This window comes from Facklamia lactis, from assembly GCF_015863205.1.
Taxonomy (GTDB): domain Bacteria; phylum Bacillota; class Bacilli; order Lactobacillales; family Aerococcaceae; genus Facklamia; species Facklamia lactis.
This window is the reverse complement of sequence record NZ_JACBXQ010000004.1, coordinates 87,073-106,700: the sequence shown is the minus strand read 5'-3', so window position 1 is coordinate 106,700 and position 19,628 is coordinate 87,073. Positions and strand designations below refer to the sequence as shown.

Below are 19,628 nucleotides of genomic sequence, written 5' to 3'. Positions count from 1 at the left end.
GGTAATTATGTCAACAAAGATCGCAATTAACGGTTTTGGCCGTATCGGACGTTTAGCTTTACGTCGTATCTTAGAAAAGGAAACTGATTTAGAAGTTGTCGCAATCAATGATTTAACAGATAATGAAGATTTAGCTTATTTATTAAAATATGATTCAGCTCAAGGACGCTTCCCATATTCTGTAGAAGCAAAAGGAGATGTCATTGTTGTTGATGGAAAAGAAATAAAAGCGTTCGAAGAAAAAGATGCTTCGAAATTACCATGGGGTGAATTGGGTGTTGAGTTTGTCTTAGAATGTACAGGATTTTATAATTCTGCTGAAAAGGCACAAGCTCATATTGATGCAGGAGCAAAACGTGTGTTGATTTCTGCACCAGCAAAAGATTCTCCAGATACTAAAACCATTGTTTATGGTGTTAACCACGAAGATTTAACTGCTGAGGATGTCATTGTATCTGCAGCTTCTTGTACAACTAACTGTTTAGCTCCGATGGTAAATGTTTTACATAAAGAGTTTGGTTTGAAATCTGGACAGATGGTAACCATTCATGCGTATACAGCAACTCAAAAATTACAAGACTCACCTGGTGGACGCAAAAATCGCGCAGGAGCATTCAGTATTATTCCTGCATCAACAGGTGCTGCTAAAGCAATTGGTAAAGTAATACCAGAATTAAATGGTAAGATTGATGGAGCTGCGATGCGTGTTCCAACTATTACGGGCTCAATTACTGAATTGTATTCAGTATTAGACAAAGAAGTGACTGCTGAAGAAATTAATGCCGCTATGAAGAAATATGCCTCTGACGCATTTGTTTACGAAGAAGATGAAATCGTTTCTGCTGATATTATTGGATACCCAGCTGGATCAGTTTTTGATGCAACTTTAACCAAAGTGATGGGTGAAGGCGATGACCAAATCGTTATGACTGCTGCTTGGTATGATAATGAATATGGATTTACTGCTAACATGATCTCTACGTTAGAGCACTTTGTTGAGTTAAGCTAATTTTTAGTTACTTAAGCGGGGAAGCAAGTGCGCTTCTCCGCTTTTTGTTGACTGTCACCACTGATTAGGAGGAAAAATTATGGCAAAGCAAACAATAAAAGATATTCAAGTCCAAGATAAGACGGTTTTAGTTCGGGTAGATTTTAACGTTCCGATGAAAGATGGGAAAATCACAGATGATAACCGTATTGTTCAAGCTTTAGATACAATTAAATATTTAACTGACCAGAATGCAAAAGTTGTTTTGTTCTCACATTTAGGGAAAATTAAATCAGAAGAAGATAAAGCTAAAAATTCTTTAGAACCTGTTGCAGCTCATTTAGGTGAATTACTCGGTCAAGAAGTTGTTTTTTCTCCTGAAACATCTGGACCAGAACTAGAAGAAAAAGTTAAAAAACTAAGTCCAGGTCAAGTTCTTTTGGTTCAAAATACCCGTTATGAAGACTTAGAAGGTAAGAAAGAATCTGGTAATGATCCTGAGCTAGGTAAATATTGGGCTTCTCTAGGTGATGTTTTTGTCAATGATGCGTTTGGTACGGCCCATCGTGCTCACGCTTCTAATGTAGGAATTGCTTCTCATTTAGACTCAGCTGTTGGATACTTAATCGAAAAAGAATTGAAGTATTTAGGTGAAGCTGTAGATGAACCAGAGCGTCCTTTTGTAGCCATTCTGGGTGGTGCTAAAGTTTCTGATAAAATTAAAGTAATTGAAAACTTATTACCTAAAGCTGATAAGGTAATTATTGGAGGTGGGATGGCCTTTACTTTCCTTAAAGCACAAGGGTTGGAAATTGGTCAATCGTTATTAGAAGAGGATAGAATCGAATTAGCCAAAGAATTATTAGATCAAGCAGGAGATAAGATTATTTTGCCGGTTGATATTACGGTGGCGGATGATTTTTCAAATGATGCGAATACAAAAGTGGTTCCAGTGGATCAGATTCCTGCAGATTGGCAAGGTCTAGATTGCGGTCCTGAAACGATTGAGAAATTTAAAGAAATTTTATCTGATGCAAAAACAGTGGTATGGAATGGTCCAATGGGTGTCTTTGAAATGGAAAAATTTGCTAAAGGAACAAATGGTGTAGCAGAAATTTTAGCGAATCTAGAGGATGCTAATACGATTGTAGGTGGAGGAGATTCTGCAGCGGCAGTCGCTCAATTGGGTTATGAAGATAAGTTTACTCACATTTCAACAGGCGGCGGCGCTTCGTTAAATTATCTCGAAGGAACTGAGTTGCCAGGTATTGCAGCCATTAAAGATAAATAAACTTGTAAAAAAAGGAGGTCAATGAATCATGGAACGTCAACCAATTATCGCTGCTAACTGGAAAATGAATAAAACAGTTAAGGAAGCGGAAGAATTTATGAAGAAAGTAGCGGGAAGAGTTCCTGCTACAGAACGAGTTCAAGCAATCTTAGGCAGTCCTGCCTTATTCCTTCATTCGTTGGTGGAAGAAGCTGAAAAAAATCAGATTGCTTTAGCAGCTCAGAATTGTTATCACGAAGATGAAGGAGCTTTTACAGGAGAAAATTCTCCTAAAGCACTGCATGATCTTGGAGTTGACTATGTTATTATTGGTCATTCTGAGCGACGTGAATACTTTAAAGAAACCGATGAAGAGATTAATTTAAAAGCAAAAGCTATTTTCCGTAATCAAATGTTACCCATTATTTGTTGTGGTGAGTCATTAGAACAGTATGAGGCTGGCGAAACAAAAGAGTGGGTAGCAGAGCAAGTTCGAAAGGCACTTGAAGGGTTAAGTGAAGAAGAAATTACACAAACTGTGATAGCTTATGAGCCTATTTGGGCTATTGGTACCGGTAAAACATCTTCAGCAGAAGAAGCCAATGCTACTATTAAAGAAATTCGCGCCACCATTGCACAAGTGGCTAGTTCGGAAGTAGCAGATAAAGTTCGAATTTTGTATGGAGGATCTGTTAAGCCGGCAAATATTAAAGAATTTATGGCACAATCAGATATTGATGGAGCTTTGGTTGGTGGAGCTAGCTTAGAAGCCGATTCATATATTGCATTATTGGAAGGAGCATTCTAAGTTATGAGTAAAGCACCCATAGCTTTAATCATTTTGGATGGGTTTGCCATCCGTGAGGAAACAAAAGGCAATGCAGTTAAAGCAGCAAACAAACCTAACTTTGACCGATATTGGGCACAATTTCCTCATCAACAATTGCGTGCAGACGGGGAAAATGTTGGTTTGCCGGATGGGCAAATGGGAAATTCTGAAGTGGGACATATGAATATTGGAGCAGGAAGAATCGTTTATCAATCGTTGACTCGAATTAATAAAGCGATTGAAGATGAATCTTTTTATGAGCTAACTGAATTACGTGATGCAGTTGCACATGCGAAAAACAATGGAGGAACTTTGCATTTGCTTGGCTTAATGTCTGATGGCGGTGTCCATTCTCACATTAATCATATGAAAGCATTGGTCCAATTGGCTAAGCGTGAAAACCTTGATAAGGTTTATATTCATGCCTTTTTAGATGGGCGTGATGTTGGACCAACAACAGCGAAAGGATTAGTTTCGGAAACAGAATCCTTTTTAGCGGAAGAAGGACTGGGACAAATTGCTACCGTGTCTGGGCGTTATTATGCGATGGACCGAGATAATCGTTGGGAACGAATTGAGAAAGCTTATGATGCAATTGTTCGAGGAGAGGGTCCTCATTTTGCAAGTGCTGAAGCAGGGATTCAGACCTCCTATGATAAAAACATTGTCGATGAGTTTGTCGTTCCCTTTGTAGTGAATGAGGAAGGGCATATTAAAGAGGGCGATTCGATTGTTTTCTATAATTTCCGTCCTGATAGGGCAATACAATTATCCAAAGCATTAACGAATCCCGCTTTCGATAGTTTTAACGTTGCAGATAAACCTCAGAATCTTTATTTTGTTTCATTTACCCAATACTCAGCTGATGTGTTAGGACAAGTTGCTTTTAAAAAAGTAGATTTGGTTAATACTCTAGGTGAAATGATCTCAAAAGCAGGCAAGAAACAATTAAGAATTGCAGAAACAGAAAAATTTCCACATGTTACTTTCTTTATGTCAGGTGGGCGTCATGATGAGTTTGACGGAGAGGAAAGAATTTTAATCCCTTCGCCAAAAGTTGCTACTTATGACTTACAGCCTGAAATGTCTGCTTATGAAGTGAAAGAAGCTCTCGTGGATAAGATTAATGAAGATACAATAGATGCTATTATTTTAAATTTTGCGAATCCGGACATGGTTGGCCATTCCGGTATGATGGAACCAACGGTTAGAGCTATTGAAGCGGTTGATGAATGCTTGGGAGAAATAGTCGATTTAATTCTTTCCAAGGGAGGAGCAGCCATTATAACGGCAGATCATGGTAATTCTGATGAGGTCATTACGATGGACGATCAACCGATGACGGCCCATACCACTAATCCAGTTCCTATTATTGTCACTCAAGAAGGAATTGAGTTACGTGAAGGAGGCATTTTATCAGATTTAGCCCCTACCATGTTAGACTTGCTAGGGATTGATCAACCAGATGAAATGACCAGTCAAAGCTTAATAAAGCACTCATAATCAATTGATTGCTATTTACTTAGCAAAGAAATACAATGAAAGAGAAACGTCTAACGTTTCGATCATCAAAAAGGAGATATAAAAAGATGCCATATATTACAGATATTTATGCTCGTGAGGTACTAGATTCTCGTGGGAATCCAACTATTGAAGTAGAAGTTTATACAGAAAGTGGTGCTTTTGGCCGTGGAATGGTTCCTTCAGGAGCTTCAACGGGTGAACACGAAGCGGTAGAATTACGTGATGGAGACAAAGCACGTTATTTAGGTAAAGGTGTAACCAAAGCTGTAGAAAATGTGAATGGTGTAATTGCTGAAGCTTTAATTGGCTTTGATGTTTTACAGCAACAAGTCATTGATCAAGTGATGATCGAATTAGATGGGACAGATAATAAAGGAAAACTAGGAGCCAATGCGATTCTAGGTGTCTCAATTGCGGTTGCACGTGCTGCTGCTGATTTCTTGAACATTCCATTATATCAGTATTTAGGAGGGTTTAACACTAAAGAGTTACCTGTTCCAATGATGAATATTGTCAATGGAGGATCTCACTCTGATGCTCCAATTGCTTTTCAAGAATTTATGATTTTACCAGTAGGAGCAGAAACTTTTAAAGAAGCGTTACGATGGGGAGCAGAAGTTTTCCATGCGTTGAAGTCTACTCTTAAAGAACGTGGTTTAGAAACTTCAGTGGGGGATGAAGGTGGATTCGCGCCCCGTTTTGAATCGACGGAAGATGGTGTAGAAACAATTATTAAAGCGATTGAAACAGCTGGTTATAAGCCTGGGGAAGATATTTTCTTGGGGTTTGACTGTGCGGCTTCTGAGTTTTATGAGAATGGTGTTTATGATTATACACTATTTGAAGGAGAAACAGGTGCTAAGCGTAATGCAGAAGAGCAAGTAGCTTACTTAGAAGAATTAGTTAATAAATACCCAATCATTTCAATTGAAGATGGAATGGATGAGAATGACTGGGAGGGATGGAAGTTATTAACTGAAAAGTTGGGCGATAAAGTCCAATTAGTAGGAGATGACTTGTTTGTTACTAATACAGAAATTTTAGAACGTGGAATTGAGAATAATGTATCAAACTCAATCTTGATTAAAATTAACCAAATTGGGACTTTAACTGAAACTTTTGATGCCATTGAAATGGCTAAACGTGCAGGCTACACCTCAGTAGTATCACATCGTTCAGGTGAAACTGAAGATTCTACGATTGCTGACATTGCGGTTGCCACTAATGCCGGTCAAATCAAGACAGGATCATTATCTCGTACAGACCGTATTGCGAAATATAATCAATTACTACGCATTGAAGATGAGCTAGGTGAATTGGCTCAATATAATGGTAAAAAAGTCTTCTTTAATCTAAAAGATTTTAAATAATTTATTATTCTTATAATAATTTTAAGATTAGCAATTTTCTAATTGCTAATCTTTTTTTGTTTATTGTCTTACTGAGTTAGTGTGTTGTTCAAATTCGAATTTTTCGCTATTGAATAACGTATTGGAGACCAATTTTAGATGTATTTTTGTGAAAGCTGAAGGAGCGCATATAATTTACTATTATATATTTTGACGATATTTTATATAGGGAGAAATGAGAGGAAGGAAAACCTCTCTAGAATTATTTGAGAGAGTATGATATGATTTAAACAATCCCCATAGATGGTAAGGAGATGTTTTATGCAAAGATATAACCAGCAAACTGATAAATTAACTATTAATATTAATCACATTGATTTAGCTAAAATTGACTTATTAGTAGAACAAGGTTTTTATTCTAATAGAACTGATTTTATTAGAGCAGGAATTCGGAGAGAACTTCATCAACATGAAGAATTTGTTGAAAAAAAAATATTAGTTTCAGAGTCATCAATTGGTATATATACTCTTAAAAAAGATAAATTAGAGCGTATAAAAAGAAATAACGAAAAAATTGACTTAGAACATTTTGGTTTGTTAATAATCTCTGAGGATGTTAGCCTAGAACTTTTTGCAGATACGATTAATTCAGTTGATTATAAAGGAACACTTATTGCAAGTAAGAATATCAAGGATTTTATTAATCAATTAAACAAATAAAAGAGGGATATTATGAAATTAATCAAAAATGATAGATATTTAGTGGCGGGAATGCTTTTATCCATATTAGCTACCTTTGTAGCCGTAATAATTCCATTGATTTTAAAGAGTTTAATTGATAAAGAATTAACAATTAATATACAAAATGTAATACTATTGATCGCTTGTTTTATTTTACAGGCTATTTTAACGGGGATAGGGAATTATTTAATTGCATTACATGGTGAACAATCGATTGTAGCTTTGAGATATAAATTAAACTACCATTTAATATATATGCCACAATCATATTTTGATCAACAAAATTCTGGAGAGCTAGTTTCTCGCATTATGAATGATAGTCAGCAAATTAGAAAATTTTTAACAGAGAGCTTACCCAATTTAGTTGTTGGAGTATTGACCATTATTTTATCTGTATGTTTTCTTTTCACTTTAGATTGGAAATTGACCTTATCAATGCTCATTATTTTTCCTTTAATGTTGACAATATTAATTCCAATGTCAAAGTTATCTTTCAAAAATTCAGAGAAATTTCAGGCATCAATGGGCTCTTTAACACGGCATTTAACGAATATGTATCGAAATACTTCGTTTGTTAAGTATGCGACGGCTGAAGAACAATTATTAAAAGAATTTGAAACTGAAAGTCAACAGAATTATGAGATTGCTAAATCCAAATACAAAGTAGAGGCTTTTACTCAGCCAGTTGGCTTAGGGATCTTATTTTGTTCTATTGCGATTATTTTTGGTTATGGAGGATATCGAGTTTCAATAGGAGCGATTACAATTGGTACTTTAATGTCTTTTTTAATCTATACTTTTCAACTTTTAAATCCAATTGGAGGTCTCTCTCAACAAATTTCCGATTATGCATCAATGAAGGGAGCCTTAACTGCTCTTGAAGATATTTTTCATAATCCGATTGAAGATTTTGAGAAAGGATATAATTTTTTTAGTGGAGATGTTCATTTTAAACATGTTTCTTTTGCTTATAATGATAAAAATATTTTAAAGGATATTTCGTTAACACTACCTCAAGGAGCCCAAATAGCGATTGTGGGTCCCTCTGGAGGAGGGAAATCCACGATAGCGAAACTTTTATTAGGTTTATATACCGTAAGTGAAGGTACAATTAATATAGATGATACAAATATTAATCAAATAAATTTATTAAAGTTAAGGCAATCCATCGCTTATATTTCTCAAGACACCTATTTAATACCCGGGACGATTAAAGACAATCTTAAGTTAGGGTTGAGTCATCCTGTTACCGATCAAGAAATAAATAGAGCCATAAAACTAGTGGGTTTAGAAGAAGACATCAGCAATATGACCAATGGTTTGGATACAGAAGTAGGTGAGAATGGAAAACTGTTGTCAGGTGGGCAAAAGCAAAGGTTATCGATTGCACAAGCATTGTTAAGAAAGAGTTCCATTATTATTTTTGACGAAGCGACATCCAATTTAGATGCTGATAATGAATCAATTATTATTGATTTAGTAAATAATGTGTTGAAAAATATAACTACCATTACGATTGCGCATCGCCTTTCAACGGTTGTGAATGCTGATGAAATTATCTTTCTTGATAATGGGACGATAACAGGTAGGGGTAACCATAATGATTTGTTTTCTAATCATGCAGATTATAGAAGGTATGTAGAGGAGCAAATGATCAATAATTAATTATCTTAGTTTATTGGTCATAGGAAATTTATTGCAAGTTAATCTCTTTATCACTTTAATCATTTTATGTTGAGGAATTTGAGAAAGGAAAATCAAGTATGAAAGATTATAAAGTAGAATTAAATCGTTTCAGAGTTAAAAAAGGAAAGTCTGCAAAAGTTGATGAATGGTTGAAGTTTTTAAATGAGAATATGCAGGATACTTTATTAACGTTAGAAAATGAAAAGATGTATGTTGAAACCATTTTTAGAGAAATACTAAATGGTGAAGAGTATTTGTATTGGTACTCTGTACAGGGAGTTGGAGGGATTGAGGTCACTGATTCTACCTCATACATTGATATAAAACATCTAGAATATTGGGAGGAATGTATTGATGAAAGTTATGGAATGGCTGATTTAAAGCCACAAGTTGTGATGATAGCGCCTAAAATAACAGAAACGATAGAATACTTAGATAAAGAATTTGAAAATAAGTAATAATTTAAATTTGAAAGGGAATACTCTTATTGCTTGATATTAACAATTTGTTAGCTGATAAATGTATATGATTTCAAGGAATAAATGTTAGTTACTAAAAATGAGATAAAATATAAATTTTCTTAAGGAGGGCTTTTTAGTCCTCTATTTTTATTTTTAAGTTGGTGAACCCTTATTTATGAATCTTTGGGGTCTAAAAAGTATTGAAAACACTATAATAAAATTTTTGAAGCATATAATATATGGAATTTATTATCAATAATATTAATAATAGAATGCATTATAAGTTTGAATAAATAATCTTTTTTGAGTAATACTAAACCAATGCTAAAGGGGTTCTATGTAATAAAAATGTGTAGAAATAAATATCAAGCTATCAAATTTTAAGTATGTATTATGAAGTATTTATGTAGATTGATTATTATATTTCATGACTAGAATATGATAATAAAGATGATACTTAAATTTTTTAAAGAGTCTTAGTGATATACTAAACAAAGGATGACAATTAGGAAAGAAGTTATAACGGTTATATTTATTATTAATTAAAAGGGGAGTTTTTTTAGTTTAAATGTGAGTCGAAAGAGGAGAAAAAGTATGAGAAAATCTGTTAAATTTTTGATGTTAGTAATTGGTCTTTTTGCGATGGTTAATGTTCCGTCATTGTATGCTCAAGAAAAAATGACTGGTGAGGATTTAACTGCTATTCAAGAGGATTTTGAAAAGATGCAAGAGGTATTAGTGATTGATGTTCGGCCGGAAGAACAATATGATGAAGGTCATATCACTTATGCCGTTAATATTCCTGTCGATAAATTAGCGAAGGAAATGGCAAGAATTGAAGAGGCATATGGAAAAGATTTTCCAATAGTTGTTTATTGTAATTCTGAGAATATGAGTAAAGAGGCGAAACAACTATTAGATGATGCTGGGTATAAAGATGTAACGATTGCAGAAGGAGTAAAAGATTTTGAATATACTCTTGTGACCTATGATAACATTCTATTAGATGAATTCTTAGAAGCATTGGAGAGTGACAGTGAAAGAGTAGTGATCGATTATCAATTTGAGAAAGATTTTAATCAGCGTGCCGTTTCAGATGCAATTTTAGGCGATCCAGAGAAAATGGATCCACTTTTAGAACAATTGCCAGAAGATAAAGCAACGCCGATCTATAACTACTGTTATGTTGGAGTGAGATCCGGCTTAGGTTCTCAGATTATTAAAGATGCTGGCTACGAGAATGTTTATAACCTAATCGTAGGAACATCATCGGATGAATTTCCAGCAGAAGAGAAATAAGAACCATAATAATAGTTATCCTATTGTAAATAAGACCAACGTTAATTTGTTGGTCTTATTTTAGAGTAAAATTGGAATTTGTTGTCTAGATATTTTGATTAGCTAAATTGACTGACCAAAATTGGGGCTAGGATTCCTGCTAGGATGACAGAACCGATTGAAACTGTTATGAATCCGGCGACTAGCATTTGAGGTAGCATGGTGTCCATTAGAAGTTCTTTTTCTTCTGAATTTCTGGCAACGGCAGTAGAAACCTCATTTGTAACAATATACGTTCCTGGGAAACCAAAGAGTGCAGAGATCCCAATTGCCATGGCCATCCATCTCGAGACTTTTAAAAATTTGGCAGAAAGGGAACTGAAAATTAGAATACCTATAGTAGCTGCAAATAAAGATAAAATAATAGCAGGTAATAAATTTACGATTACAGTGGGAGTTGCTTTAGAAAGGCTAGATATAATCACAGCAGTGATGGCTGCCATTAAGAAACCAAAAGAATTTCCTTTGTTTAAATTGTTTTTTTCTAAGAAGCCTAATTCACAAAAGACAACCCCCATTAAAAGAGCCATAATATTCTTATCAATGATAGTAGTCCCAGCTAATTGAGTCAAAGCAGCAGATAAACCGATAGCGATCATCGAAACAAGGGCGTTTTTAGCAAGGTGCACATTACTGGTATGATACTTTTCAGGTATAAAATCGAGTAATTTTTCTTTATCTTCTTTTGTATTAAGAGGAGAAAGACCTTCTTGAATAGTTGTCTGGTGCTTGTTTGATAAAATATGCTTGGCTTCTTTTTTTAGGCAAATTGAGGCCAAAGGATAGCCGACAAAACCTTGGATGACAACTAATAAAGTCGCTAAAATTGAGAGATTTTCATTTCCAATTTGAGTTGCAGCTTCTCCCATTTGTAAACCAGCGATGACACCACCAGCCAGAGGAGGAGCAGCCACAAAGGCATATTCAAATCCTAAGAAGGGGCCGACTAATAGCATCATAAATATAAACACCCCAAATATTGATGAGACTGCAATGATAACCGTTTTCCATTGAACTTTTAATTCATTAATATCAAGCATAGTGCCCAGATGGGTTAGCAACATGACAATGGTTAAGGAACCAACCCCTAGTAATTGAGAATCTTCAAAGATAGTAACAGGTAAGCCGAACCAAAAACCAATAAGAAAAATTACTGAAACTGTAAATAACATTGAGACGACACTTTTGGTCTTAGTAGCGATAATATCTCCAATTGCAAAACTTCCCAAGACAAATGTAAGAGCAGAAAAACTATCCATGCAATCCCTCCTTTAAGAATATTGTAAATTACATTAAATTAAAATGATAAAATTGTCAACCTATTTGACAATTTTATCATTTTGTTTTAATATAACATCCACTAAAGGGGGCATTCAAATGATAAATGAAAAAATAACAGAATTAATTAGCCAGCATGAAAATGATTTGATCGCTTTGCGGAGATATTTACATGAGAATCCTGAATTATCTTCTGAAGAATATGAAACAACCCAATTGATCGTAGAAAAATTAAACGAATTAGGAATCCCGTATAAAAAGACGAACCCAACAGGAGTCATTGCAGAAATAAAAGGAGGTAAGCCAGGAAAGACAGTTGCTTTAAGAGCAGATATGGATGCTTTACCGGTTTATGAGTTAAATCGTGAATTAGAGTATCGCTCTAAAAAAGATGGTATTATGCATGCGTGTGGCCACGATGCTCATACTGCAATGTTACTAACGGCAGTACGGGCTTTAAATGATGTTAAAGAAGAACTTCAAGGGAATATTCGACTATTATTTCAACCTGCAGAAGAACAAGCAAGAGGAGCGAAATGGCTTATTGATCAAGGGGCAATGCATGGTGTTGATAATGTGTTTGGTATCCATATTTGGTCAAATGCACCAACGGGAGAAGTTTCGAGTCAAGTAGGACCCTCTTTTGCTGCTGCTGATATATTCAAGGTGACCTTTAAAGGTAAAGGGGGGCATGGAGCGATGCCTCAACAAGCGAATGATGCGACCATTATGATGGCTCAATATGTTAATAATATCCAAGCAATTGTAAGTCGAGAGTTAGATCCCTTACATCCCGCTGTAGTAACTGTTGGCAAGATGTCCAGTGGAATACGTTTTAATGTCATCGCAGAAGATTCGTTCTGTGAAGGTACGGTTCGGACGTTTGACAGTGAAGCCCGTGATACGATTGAGGCTAAGCTAGAGGAATATGCGAATGCTATTGCAGCAATGTATCACGCTGATTATACGTTTGAATATGATCGTATGACGGATGCTGTTAATAATGAAGAGAAAAGTGCGAAATTGATAGAAAGTATTGCGAAAGAAGCATTTGGGGAAGAAAGTTTTAAAAATTTAGTCCCAACCATGGGGGGAGAAGATTTTGGCTTCTACCTTTCCAATTGTCCTGGTGCTTTTGCAACTGTTGGTTGTGCTAATGAGGAGAAAGATACTTGTTGGGCACATCATAATGGTAATTTTAATATTGATGAAGATGCGTTAAAAGTCGGTGCAGAGCTATATGCACAGTATGCCTGGGCGTATTTAAAAGAGAAAGAATAAAAGAATAGAGGATGAAATCAAGCGGTTTTGTTTTAATTAGTGAATGTAATTTGCAGTCATGTCTATATTAATCGGTAGTGGTAACAAAGTGAGAGTACTAATTCAATATATAGGTTCCATAAATTTAAAAATGATCTCCTGAATTTTTTTGATAAAAATTTGGGAGATTTTTATTGCCTAAAAACTAAATAGGCTTAAGGCAGAATATACAGTGTATGGATTAGGTTGTATAATAAAAATTAAAGGCTTTTATAAGTTGTTAGATATAATTTCTTTTGTGACAGGAGGTCTTACTATTGAGTATATATATTTTAGATGATGATGTATTTTATGGACAAAAGATAAAAGAGTTAGTAGAAAAGGAGTCAAAAACGTTTACGCAAAATTTTGGAGAAATATTTACTTTTACTAAATATAGAAAACTATTTGATATGATTGAGGAGAGGAGTGAGCTTTCGCTATATTTCTTAGATATTGAATTGAAAGAAAATCAGCTAAACGGTCTAGATGTAGCTAAGGAAATTCGGAAATATGACCAAGAAGGACTCATTGTTTTTATTACTAGCCATGGAGAATACGCACCCATTTCATATCAATATTTGGTATCAGCTTTGACTTTTATTGAAAAAAATCAAACAGAAATCTATATCCGAAAAATGATTTGTAAGTGCTTAGAAGAATATCAAAAACGTATCAATGATCCTAGTAACCAAGAGTATATCGTAATTGAAAATGAATTAAGTATTAAAAAAATTCCCAGTAAAGAAATTGAAGTCATTGAAACGGTTCAGGCCCACCGCCTGGTTGCAAGAGGTCCTTTGAGAAAAATTCTTTTTTATGGAACGCTTAAAGAAATGGAAGCGAAACATTCTTTCCTTATTAAGTGCAATCAGTCGTGTTTAGTTAATATGAGAATGGTTAGAGAATTAGACACACATAATAGGTGGCTTCTATTAATGTCAGGAGATAAGGTTGAAATTTCAAGACGCAATTTATCTGATATAAAGCATTTAATGAAAGAGGAAAGATGACAAAATGGAATTTTATCCGATTTATTTTTTAATCATTTTTAACCATATCAATTTTTTCTTAGCATTAATAGGGAAGTATGATTTTTTTAATTTTTATCATAAAATTATTTGCTGTCTTGCCATTTTATTAGGGATAGTTGTCGGGATTAGAATAACGAGACTCAGTGAAATGGGGATTTTGATACCGATGCTATGTTTATTTTTATTAGGAAAAAGATATACAGATCAAAAGTGTAACTTATCTGTATTATTGCTTAGCATTTTTACGATATTGTTCGTGAGTTTATTTCGGAATGTGTTATTGGTTGTGGTAACAGATTGGTATATGAATTCCTCGTTACCGATTATTTTAAGTTTTAATTTTTGGTTAAATTTAACGATTTGTTTTGTTTTAGAAGTATTTATTTTTCTTAATAGGCAACGTATAGAAGAAACAGTTATTTTATTTATTCAAGCTAAAGTCAGTAAAATGATCTTACTTTTGTCGATTTTATTACTGGCTATTGCTTTTTTGATAAGTTCCCCCGACATGCTTTTTTTGTCCATTTTTGATCATAATTTAAGGGATATATTGTGGTCAGTATTTATAGCGGGGAGCTTTCTTCTGCTTTTATTGATTATTTGGTTTTCATTTCAAGAGAAGAAAATTTTAGTGAGCCAATTTGATAGACAGCAGCAAGAACAATTACAATTCTATTTGAAGGGACTAGAAGAAAATCAGAAGGAAATTCAACAGTTTCGACATGACTATTTGAATGTATTGCTTTCTTTAGAGCAGAGTATTCAGGCAAAGGATATGGAACAAGTAGAAGAGATTTATAATAGGATTATTAAGCCAAGCAAAGCACAATTAAATCAACCATCGATTTATTATCCTGCAATAGAAAATATACAAAGCATCGAGGTGAAAAGTGTCCTTTTCAGTAAAGTCATGTCAGCTTCTACAAAAAACATTAAAGTTATGATTGATATTCCTGACAAGATTACGATTGAACAAGTTGAACGATTAGACTTTATTCGTATCATTTCGATTATTCTTGATAATGCAATAGAGGAGGCAGAGTTAATTGAAAATTCCAAGGTTATTATTTCGTGTTTTCATGATCAAAAGGCTATTTATTGGATAGTGAAAAATACTTGTTCTAATCTTGAATATCCTCTTGCATATTATTATGATGAAGCACGATCTTCAAAAGGAGAGAATCGGGGAATTGGACTGGTGAATCTACAACAGTTGATTGTTAAATATCCTTATCTCATGCTTGATACGCACTTTGAAAAGGGGTATTTTGTTCAATGTCTAGAAATAATAACCACTTATGCTAAATAAATGACCAAGTTTGAATAGAATCTATCTTTTCTTATTGGAAATGATAGTCTGTTCTAAAGGAGGGATTACTTGGCATATTCTATTACGTTAGTAATTTGTATAGGGATTCCTATAGTAGGGTTATTTCTTTCAATGAAATATCAAATGAGTAAAATCTTTTTATTTGGTGTCTTGTCTTTTCTGGTTTCTCAGTTATTAATTCGTCTTCCACTAATTAGGTTTATTATTGCTAATAGTGATAGCATCAAGCATTGGGTAGAAAATAATCGGTTGTCTTATTTATTTGTTTTATCATTTACAGCGGGCCTATTTGAAGAAACAAGTCGTTGGATATTTTTGAAGAGGACAAATAAACAGTCTATTTTAAAAACCGGTTTTCTGTTTGGTTTAGGGCATGGTGGGATTGAAGCATTGATATTAGCGGGCTTGCCATCAATAATATCTAGTAATCAATTATTAGAATATGGGTTGATTAGTTGGGAAAGATTAGTTGCAATAGGATTACATATTGCGTTATCGATGATTGTTTATTATGGCGTACTTAACAAGGAAAAGCGATTTTGGCTGATTACTATCGGTCTACATTGTGTGGCCAATTTTATTACAGTGATAGTTGCTACTAGGGGATACTATGTTTGGGCAGAAATTATTTTTACTTGTGTGACCCTTTTAGTAGGAATCTATGCAACGTATTTAATAAGAAAAGGTAGGAAAATCTATGAATAAAATAAAACATATGATGAAAAGTTTAGTATTATTAACGGTCATGATTATTGGTTTAACTGCATGTACTGGTGGGAAAAAATTAGATGAGACAGTATCAAAGGAATATATTACAAACTCAGAAGAGGTAATTGGTTGGATTCTTGCTGATGATTATGATGCTTTAATGGAGGCCTCTACAGAGGAGATTAAGGAAGTAATCGATAGGGAAACTTGGCAGACCATGCAAAAAGATATTAAAGATCTAGGAGAAATAGGAGAAATCAAGAAGTCGATTGCTGTAGAAAAAGAGGGGTTAATTGTCACAATCTTACAAATAGAATTTAGTAAGAAATCAGCTGCTTTTACTATTAGCTATCAAGAAGATCAAGTGGCGGGATTATACTATAAGCCAATGTAGAGGAATTATTTTCGTTAAAGCGATACGATTGCATCGCTTTTTTGATTTTAGCCTGAGAGAGAAGGAAAGTTAAGCAAGAGCTTTCGTTACAAAGCAAATATTTTTATTTGAAAAGTTTGTAAGACATGGTGATGCATTTGAACTTAAAGAAGAAAATAGCTGATGACCTTTATGTTTTATTTGGAATCAAGTTTGTGTTAGTATTTTTAATTGTAATTATCGATTGAATTTATAGGAGGATTTTATGGAATGGATTAAGCTAATTGGTATTGTCATTATTGTTTTAGGGTTTGTTTTTAAATTTGATACTTTAGCGACAGTCATTATTGCAGGGTTGGTAACAGCGTTAGTATCGGGAATTTCTTTACCTGATTTTCTGTCTACTTTAGGCCAAGCCTATGCTGATCAGAGAATTGTGTCATTATTCTTTTTATCATTGCCTATGATTGGTTTGACTGAGAAATTCGGCTTGAAGCAACAAGCCATTCGGCTGATAGGAAAGTTGAAGGGACTGACGACAGGTGGGCTCTATTCTCTTTATATGCTGATTCGAATTATAGCAGGTGCTTTCTCAATTCGTTTAGGAGGGCATCCGCAATTTGTTAGACCGCTTATCTATCCGATGGGAGAAGCAGCTGCAAAATTAAAAGTGACGGATGATCTCTCAGAAGGTGAAGTGGAGACAATTAAAGCACGTGCTGCTGCGAATGAAAACTTTGGCAACTTTTATGGTCAGAATATCTTTTTAGGCTCTGCGGGTGTGCTGTTAATGGCCGGAACTTTGCAAGAACTGGGGTATGATGGAACAACGGCCCAAATAGCGAGAGCATCAGTACCGATTGGAATTATTGCCTTAGTTGTAGTGACAGTCTACAATTTATTATTGGATGTTCAAGTCAAAAGACGTCATGCTAAAGGAGATCATAGTAATGGGAATGATTAGTATTTTTTTGAGTGGAATGATGGGATGGTTTGAACCGATATCAAAAGTTTTTGCAGAATGGAATAGTGCAGTAGAGTCTCATGTTCCTTTATTCAAAGAGATTCTATATTGGGTGATAGGCTTACAATTATTGCATGCAGGGGTTTCTGCTTTGTTGGATAAAACAAATACGAATCGATTAGGTTCAGGTTTGTTTTGGATCTTAAGTGGTGTAACGTTTATTGGAGGTTCGTTTATACCGCCTCTTTATATCGGGATCCTTATTTGTTTAATCGGCTTATTAACTCTTTTTAAACAGGTTAAGACAGGTGATTTACCAGAAGTAGATCAAGAAAAGGCGGAAGAAAATGCTCAGAAGTTTGGGAATAAGATTTTTATTCCGGTTCTGATGTTAGGTTTTGTGGCGATGATCGTAGGATTGACTTTCGAAAGCTTAAGTGCGGTATCAGTTGGATTGGGGGCTTTTGTTGGAACGCTTTGTGTACTTTGGATTACTCGTTCCAAACCTTCTGATCTTTTAGCATCTAATAGTCGTATGGTTCAACAAGTTTCGACCACCGGAATATTGCCACAATTGTTAGCGGCTTTAGGAGCTATTTTTACAGCGGCAGGTGTAGGAGAAGTGATTTCATCCATTATAGGAGGTCTTGTTCCTGCAGATAGTCGATTTTTTGGTGTGGTGGCCTATGTTCTAGGAATGGTCATTTTTACGATGATTATGGGGAATGCATTTGCTGCTTTTACGGTCATTACGGCAGGAGTAGGAGTTCCATTTGTGTTTGCGTTGGGGGCTGATCCTTATATTGCAGGTGCACTTGCAATGACTGCTGGATTTTGTGGAACTTTAATGACGCCGATGGCTGGTAACTTTAATGCCTTACCGGCTGCTCTTTTAGAGATGAAAGATGAATATAAGGTAATTAAAGAACAGATTCCAGTAGCCTTAATTATGGTAGTAGTTCACGTTGTGTTGATGTATGTATTAGCTTTTTAAACTAAGATAGGAGAGATTAAATGAAAATATTAGTAACTGGGTTCGATCCTTTTGGAGGAGAAGCCATAAATCCAGCAATTGAAGCTGTTAAAATGTTACCGAATGAAATAGCAGGCGCCGAAATTATTAAACTAGAGATTCCGACTGTGTTTCATAAATCGGCGGATGTCATGCGTGATCTAGCTCTGCAAGTACGCCCAGATGTAATATTAAACATTGGTCAAGCAGGAGGAAGAACAGCATTGACTCCTGAGCGGGTAGCCATTAATATGGACGATGCTAGAATTGAGGATAATGATGGAAATCAGCCAATTGATCAGCCTATTCAAGCCGATGGACCTTCTGCTTATTTCTCGACACTTCCTGTTAAGGCGATGGCAGATTACATCGCCCAAGCGGGACTTCCAGCTCAAGTTTCAAATACAGCAGGAACTTTTGTCTGCAATCATATTATGTATCAATCGCTTTATTTAGCGGAACGAGAATTACCAGGGACACGAGCTGGTTTCATGCATATTCCTTTTATGACAGAACAAGTCGTTGATAAAGCTCAGCAACCGTCTATGTCGCTAAAGGACATTGTGACAGGTATTGAAAAGGCCATTGAAGCGATTGTTGATTTCGAGGATCAAGAAGATATTAAACTTGTGGGAGGTACCACTCATTAATAAATAAAAAGCATCCTAATTAGGATGCTTTTTTATTTTAGAAACTATTTAGAAAAGCTTGAAACTTTATTGAAGCTTCGTTGATATGATGTACTTAACAGAAGTTGGAATGATTTGAAGAAGATGGATGAGTGATAGGTGAATTTTGAAGATTAAGAGGAGGAGAGAGAATGAATCATTTGATTCAGACGATTGTAAATAGTGTTGTCCAAATTATGTTTTTTTTATTAATTCCTCTGGTTTGGTGGGGACTATGTGTCAGGAAGAAACAGTCATTTGGAGACTGGATAGGTTTGAAGTCAATGAATAATGAGAAAGGTTCATCATTATGGACATGGATTATTGTGACGACAGGGGCGTTTCTGTTCATTTCAATGTTTATTTTGTATAAATTGAGGGATGTTCCGATGGCAACCGCTCAATTTGAGGGGTTAGGAGTTTGGGCTATACCATCTCTTTTAATTTATGCGGTATTTAATACAGCTTTCCCCGAAGAGCTATTTTTTAGAGGTTTTCTCCTCAAAAGGCTTGCTAATAAATGGGGATTCCAGTTGGCGAATATTATACAAGCAAGTGTCTTTGCTTTGATTCATGGTTGGATGTTTTGGGGGAGAGTAGAGTCTGTATCTGCTGTTTTTATTATTATGTTTACAGGGGCGATTGCTTGGTGGATGGGTTATATCAATGAATTTAAGGGGAAGGGTTCCATTTTGCCAAGTTGGTTTATTCATGCATTTGCCAATTTGTTCTCAGGATTATTAGCGGTGTTAGGAATATTTTAATGACCACGATAA

19 protein-coding genes are annotated in these 19,628 nt (G+C 35.0%); 18 read left to right on the top strand and 1 reads right to left on the bottom strand.

Annotated features, from left to right (window positions below; all coding sequences use genetic code 11):
• Positions 1-7: 7 nt before the first annotated feature.
• From gap to HZY91_RS07285, 9 genes are all read left to right on the top strand, one after another.
• Positions 8-1,009 (top strand): type I glyceraldehyde-3-phosphate dehydrogenase, encoded by a 1,002-nt coding sequence (gene gap, locus HZY91_RS07325; protein WP_197115632.1) that lies wholly within the window; start codon positions 8-10, stop codon positions 1,007-1,009.
• A 79-nt stretch (positions 1,010-1,088) separates the two neighbouring features.
• On the top strand, positions 1,089-2,279 hold the full coding sequence (locus HZY91_RS07320) for a phosphoglycerate kinase (RefSeq protein ID WP_197115631.1): 1,191 nt from the start codon (positions 1,089-1,091) through the stop codon (positions 2,277-2,279).
• Positions 2,280-2,307: 28 nt separating this feature from the next.
• The gene (gene tpiA / locus HZY91_RS07315; protein WP_197115630.1) at positions 2,308-3,066 is read left to right on the top strand and encodes a triose-phosphate isomerase; all 759 of its coding nucleotides are present in this window, start codon (positions 2,308-2,310) and stop codon (positions 3,064-3,066) included.
• A gap of 3 nt (positions 3,067-3,069) precedes the next feature.
• A complete protein-coding gene (gpmI, locus tag HZY91_RS07310; protein WP_197115629.1) occupies positions 3,070-4,590 on the top strand; it encodes a 2,3-bisphosphoglycerate-independent phosphoglycerate mutase in 1,521 nt (506 codons plus the stop codon).
• Between the two features lie 86 nt (positions 4,591-4,676).
• Positions 4,677-5,981 (top strand): phosphopyruvate hydratase, encoded by a 1,305-nt coding sequence (gene eno / locus HZY91_RS07305; protein ID WP_197115628.1) that lies wholly within the window; start codon positions 4,677-4,679, stop codon positions 5,979-5,981.
• Between the two features lie 300 nt (positions 5,982-6,281).
• Positions 6,282-6,680, top strand: coding sequence for a ribbon-helix-helix domain-containing protein (locus HZY91_RS07300; RefSeq protein ID WP_197115627.1), 399 nt, complete (start codon positions 6,282-6,284; stop codon positions 6,678-6,680).
• A 12-nt stretch (positions 6,681-6,692) separates the two neighbouring features.
• The gene (locus tag HZY91_RS07295; protein WP_197115626.1) at positions 6,693-8,366 is read left to right on the top strand and encodes an ABC transporter ATP-binding protein; all 1,674 of its coding nucleotides are present in this window, start codon (positions 6,693-6,695) and stop codon (positions 8,364-8,366) included.
• A 98-nt stretch (positions 8,367-8,464) separates the two neighbouring features.
• Entirely contained in the window at positions 8,465-8,845 is a 381-nt protein-coding gene (locus HZY91_RS07290; protein ID WP_197115625.1) for a DUF6176 family protein, read from the top strand.
• 597 nt (positions 8,846-9,442) lie between these two features.
• On the top strand, positions 9,443-10,147 hold the full coding sequence (locus tag HZY91_RS07285) for a rhodanese-like domain-containing protein (RefSeq protein ID WP_197115624.1): 705 nt from the start codon (positions 9,443-9,445) through the stop codon (positions 10,145-10,147).
• 98 nt (positions 10,148-10,245) lie between these two features.
• Here HZY91_RS07285 and HZY91_RS07280 read toward each other — a convergent pair whose 3' ends face one another.
• Positions 10,246-11,445, bottom strand: coding sequence for a hypothetical protein (locus HZY91_RS07280; RefSeq protein ID WP_197115623.1), 1,200 nt, complete (start codon positions 11,443-11,445; stop codon positions 10,246-10,248).
• A 118-nt stretch (positions 11,446-11,563) separates the two neighbouring features.
• On the opposite strand from HZY91_RS07280, the gene HZY91_RS07275 reads away from it, so the two are divergent.
• The 9 genes from HZY91_RS07275 (at position 11,564) to HZY91_RS07235 (ending at position 19,616) form a co-directional block, all read left to right on the top strand.
• The gene (locus HZY91_RS07275; RefSeq protein WP_197115622.1) at positions 11,564-12,745 is read left to right on the top strand and encodes an amidohydrolase; all 1,182 of its coding nucleotides are present in this window, start codon (positions 11,564-11,566) and stop codon (positions 12,743-12,745) included.
• A gap of 296 nt (positions 12,746-13,041) precedes the next feature.
• The gene (locus HZY91_RS07270) at positions 13,042-13,776 is read left to right on the top strand and encodes a LytR/AlgR family response regulator transcription factor (RefSeq protein ID WP_197115621.1); all 735 of its coding nucleotides are present in this window, start codon (positions 13,042-13,044) and stop codon (positions 13,774-13,776) included.
• Between the two features lie 4 nt (positions 13,777-13,780).
• Entirely contained in the window at positions 13,781-15,106 is a 1,326-nt protein-coding gene (locus tag HZY91_RS07265; protein WP_197115620.1) for a GHKL domain-containing protein, read from the top strand.
• 69 nt (positions 15,107-15,175) lie between these two features.
• The gene (locus tag HZY91_RS07260) at positions 15,176-15,832 is read left to right on the top strand and encodes a YhfC family glutamic-type intramembrane protease (RefSeq protein ID WP_197115619.1); all 657 of its coding nucleotides are present in this window, start codon (positions 15,176-15,178) and stop codon (positions 15,830-15,832) included.
• Positions 15,825-16,229, top strand: a complete 405-nt coding sequence (locus tag HZY91_RS07255) for a DUF3887 domain-containing protein (protein WP_197115618.1) — start codon at positions 15,825-15,827, stop codon at positions 16,227-16,229. The genes HZY91_RS07260 and HZY91_RS07255 overlap by 8 nt, the downstream gene beginning before the upstream one ends.
• A gap of 244 nt (positions 16,230-16,473) precedes the next feature.
• Positions 16,474-17,172, top strand: a complete 699-nt coding sequence (locus HZY91_RS07250) for a DUF969 domain-containing protein (protein WP_197115617.1) — start codon at positions 16,474-16,476, stop codon at positions 17,170-17,172.
• A complete protein-coding gene (locus HZY91_RS07245) occupies positions 17,159-18,166 on the top strand; it encodes a DUF979 domain-containing protein (RefSeq protein WP_438940307.1) in 1,008 nt (335 codons plus the stop codon). Before HZY91_RS07250 ends, HZY91_RS07245 begins: the two co-directional genes overlap by 14 nt.
• 20 nt (positions 18,167-18,186) lie before the next feature.
• Positions 18,187-18,834 (top strand): pyroglutamyl-peptidase I, encoded by a 648-nt coding sequence (gene pcp / locus HZY91_RS07240; RefSeq protein ID WP_197115616.1) that lies wholly within the window; start codon positions 18,187-18,189, stop codon positions 18,832-18,834.
• Positions 18,835-19,004: 170 nt separating this feature from the next.
• Positions 19,005-19,616, top strand: coding sequence for a CPBP family intramembrane glutamic endopeptidase (locus HZY91_RS07235; RefSeq protein WP_197115615.1), 612 nt, complete (start codon positions 19,005-19,007; stop codon positions 19,614-19,616).
• Positions 19,617-19,628: the final 12 nt, after the last annotated feature.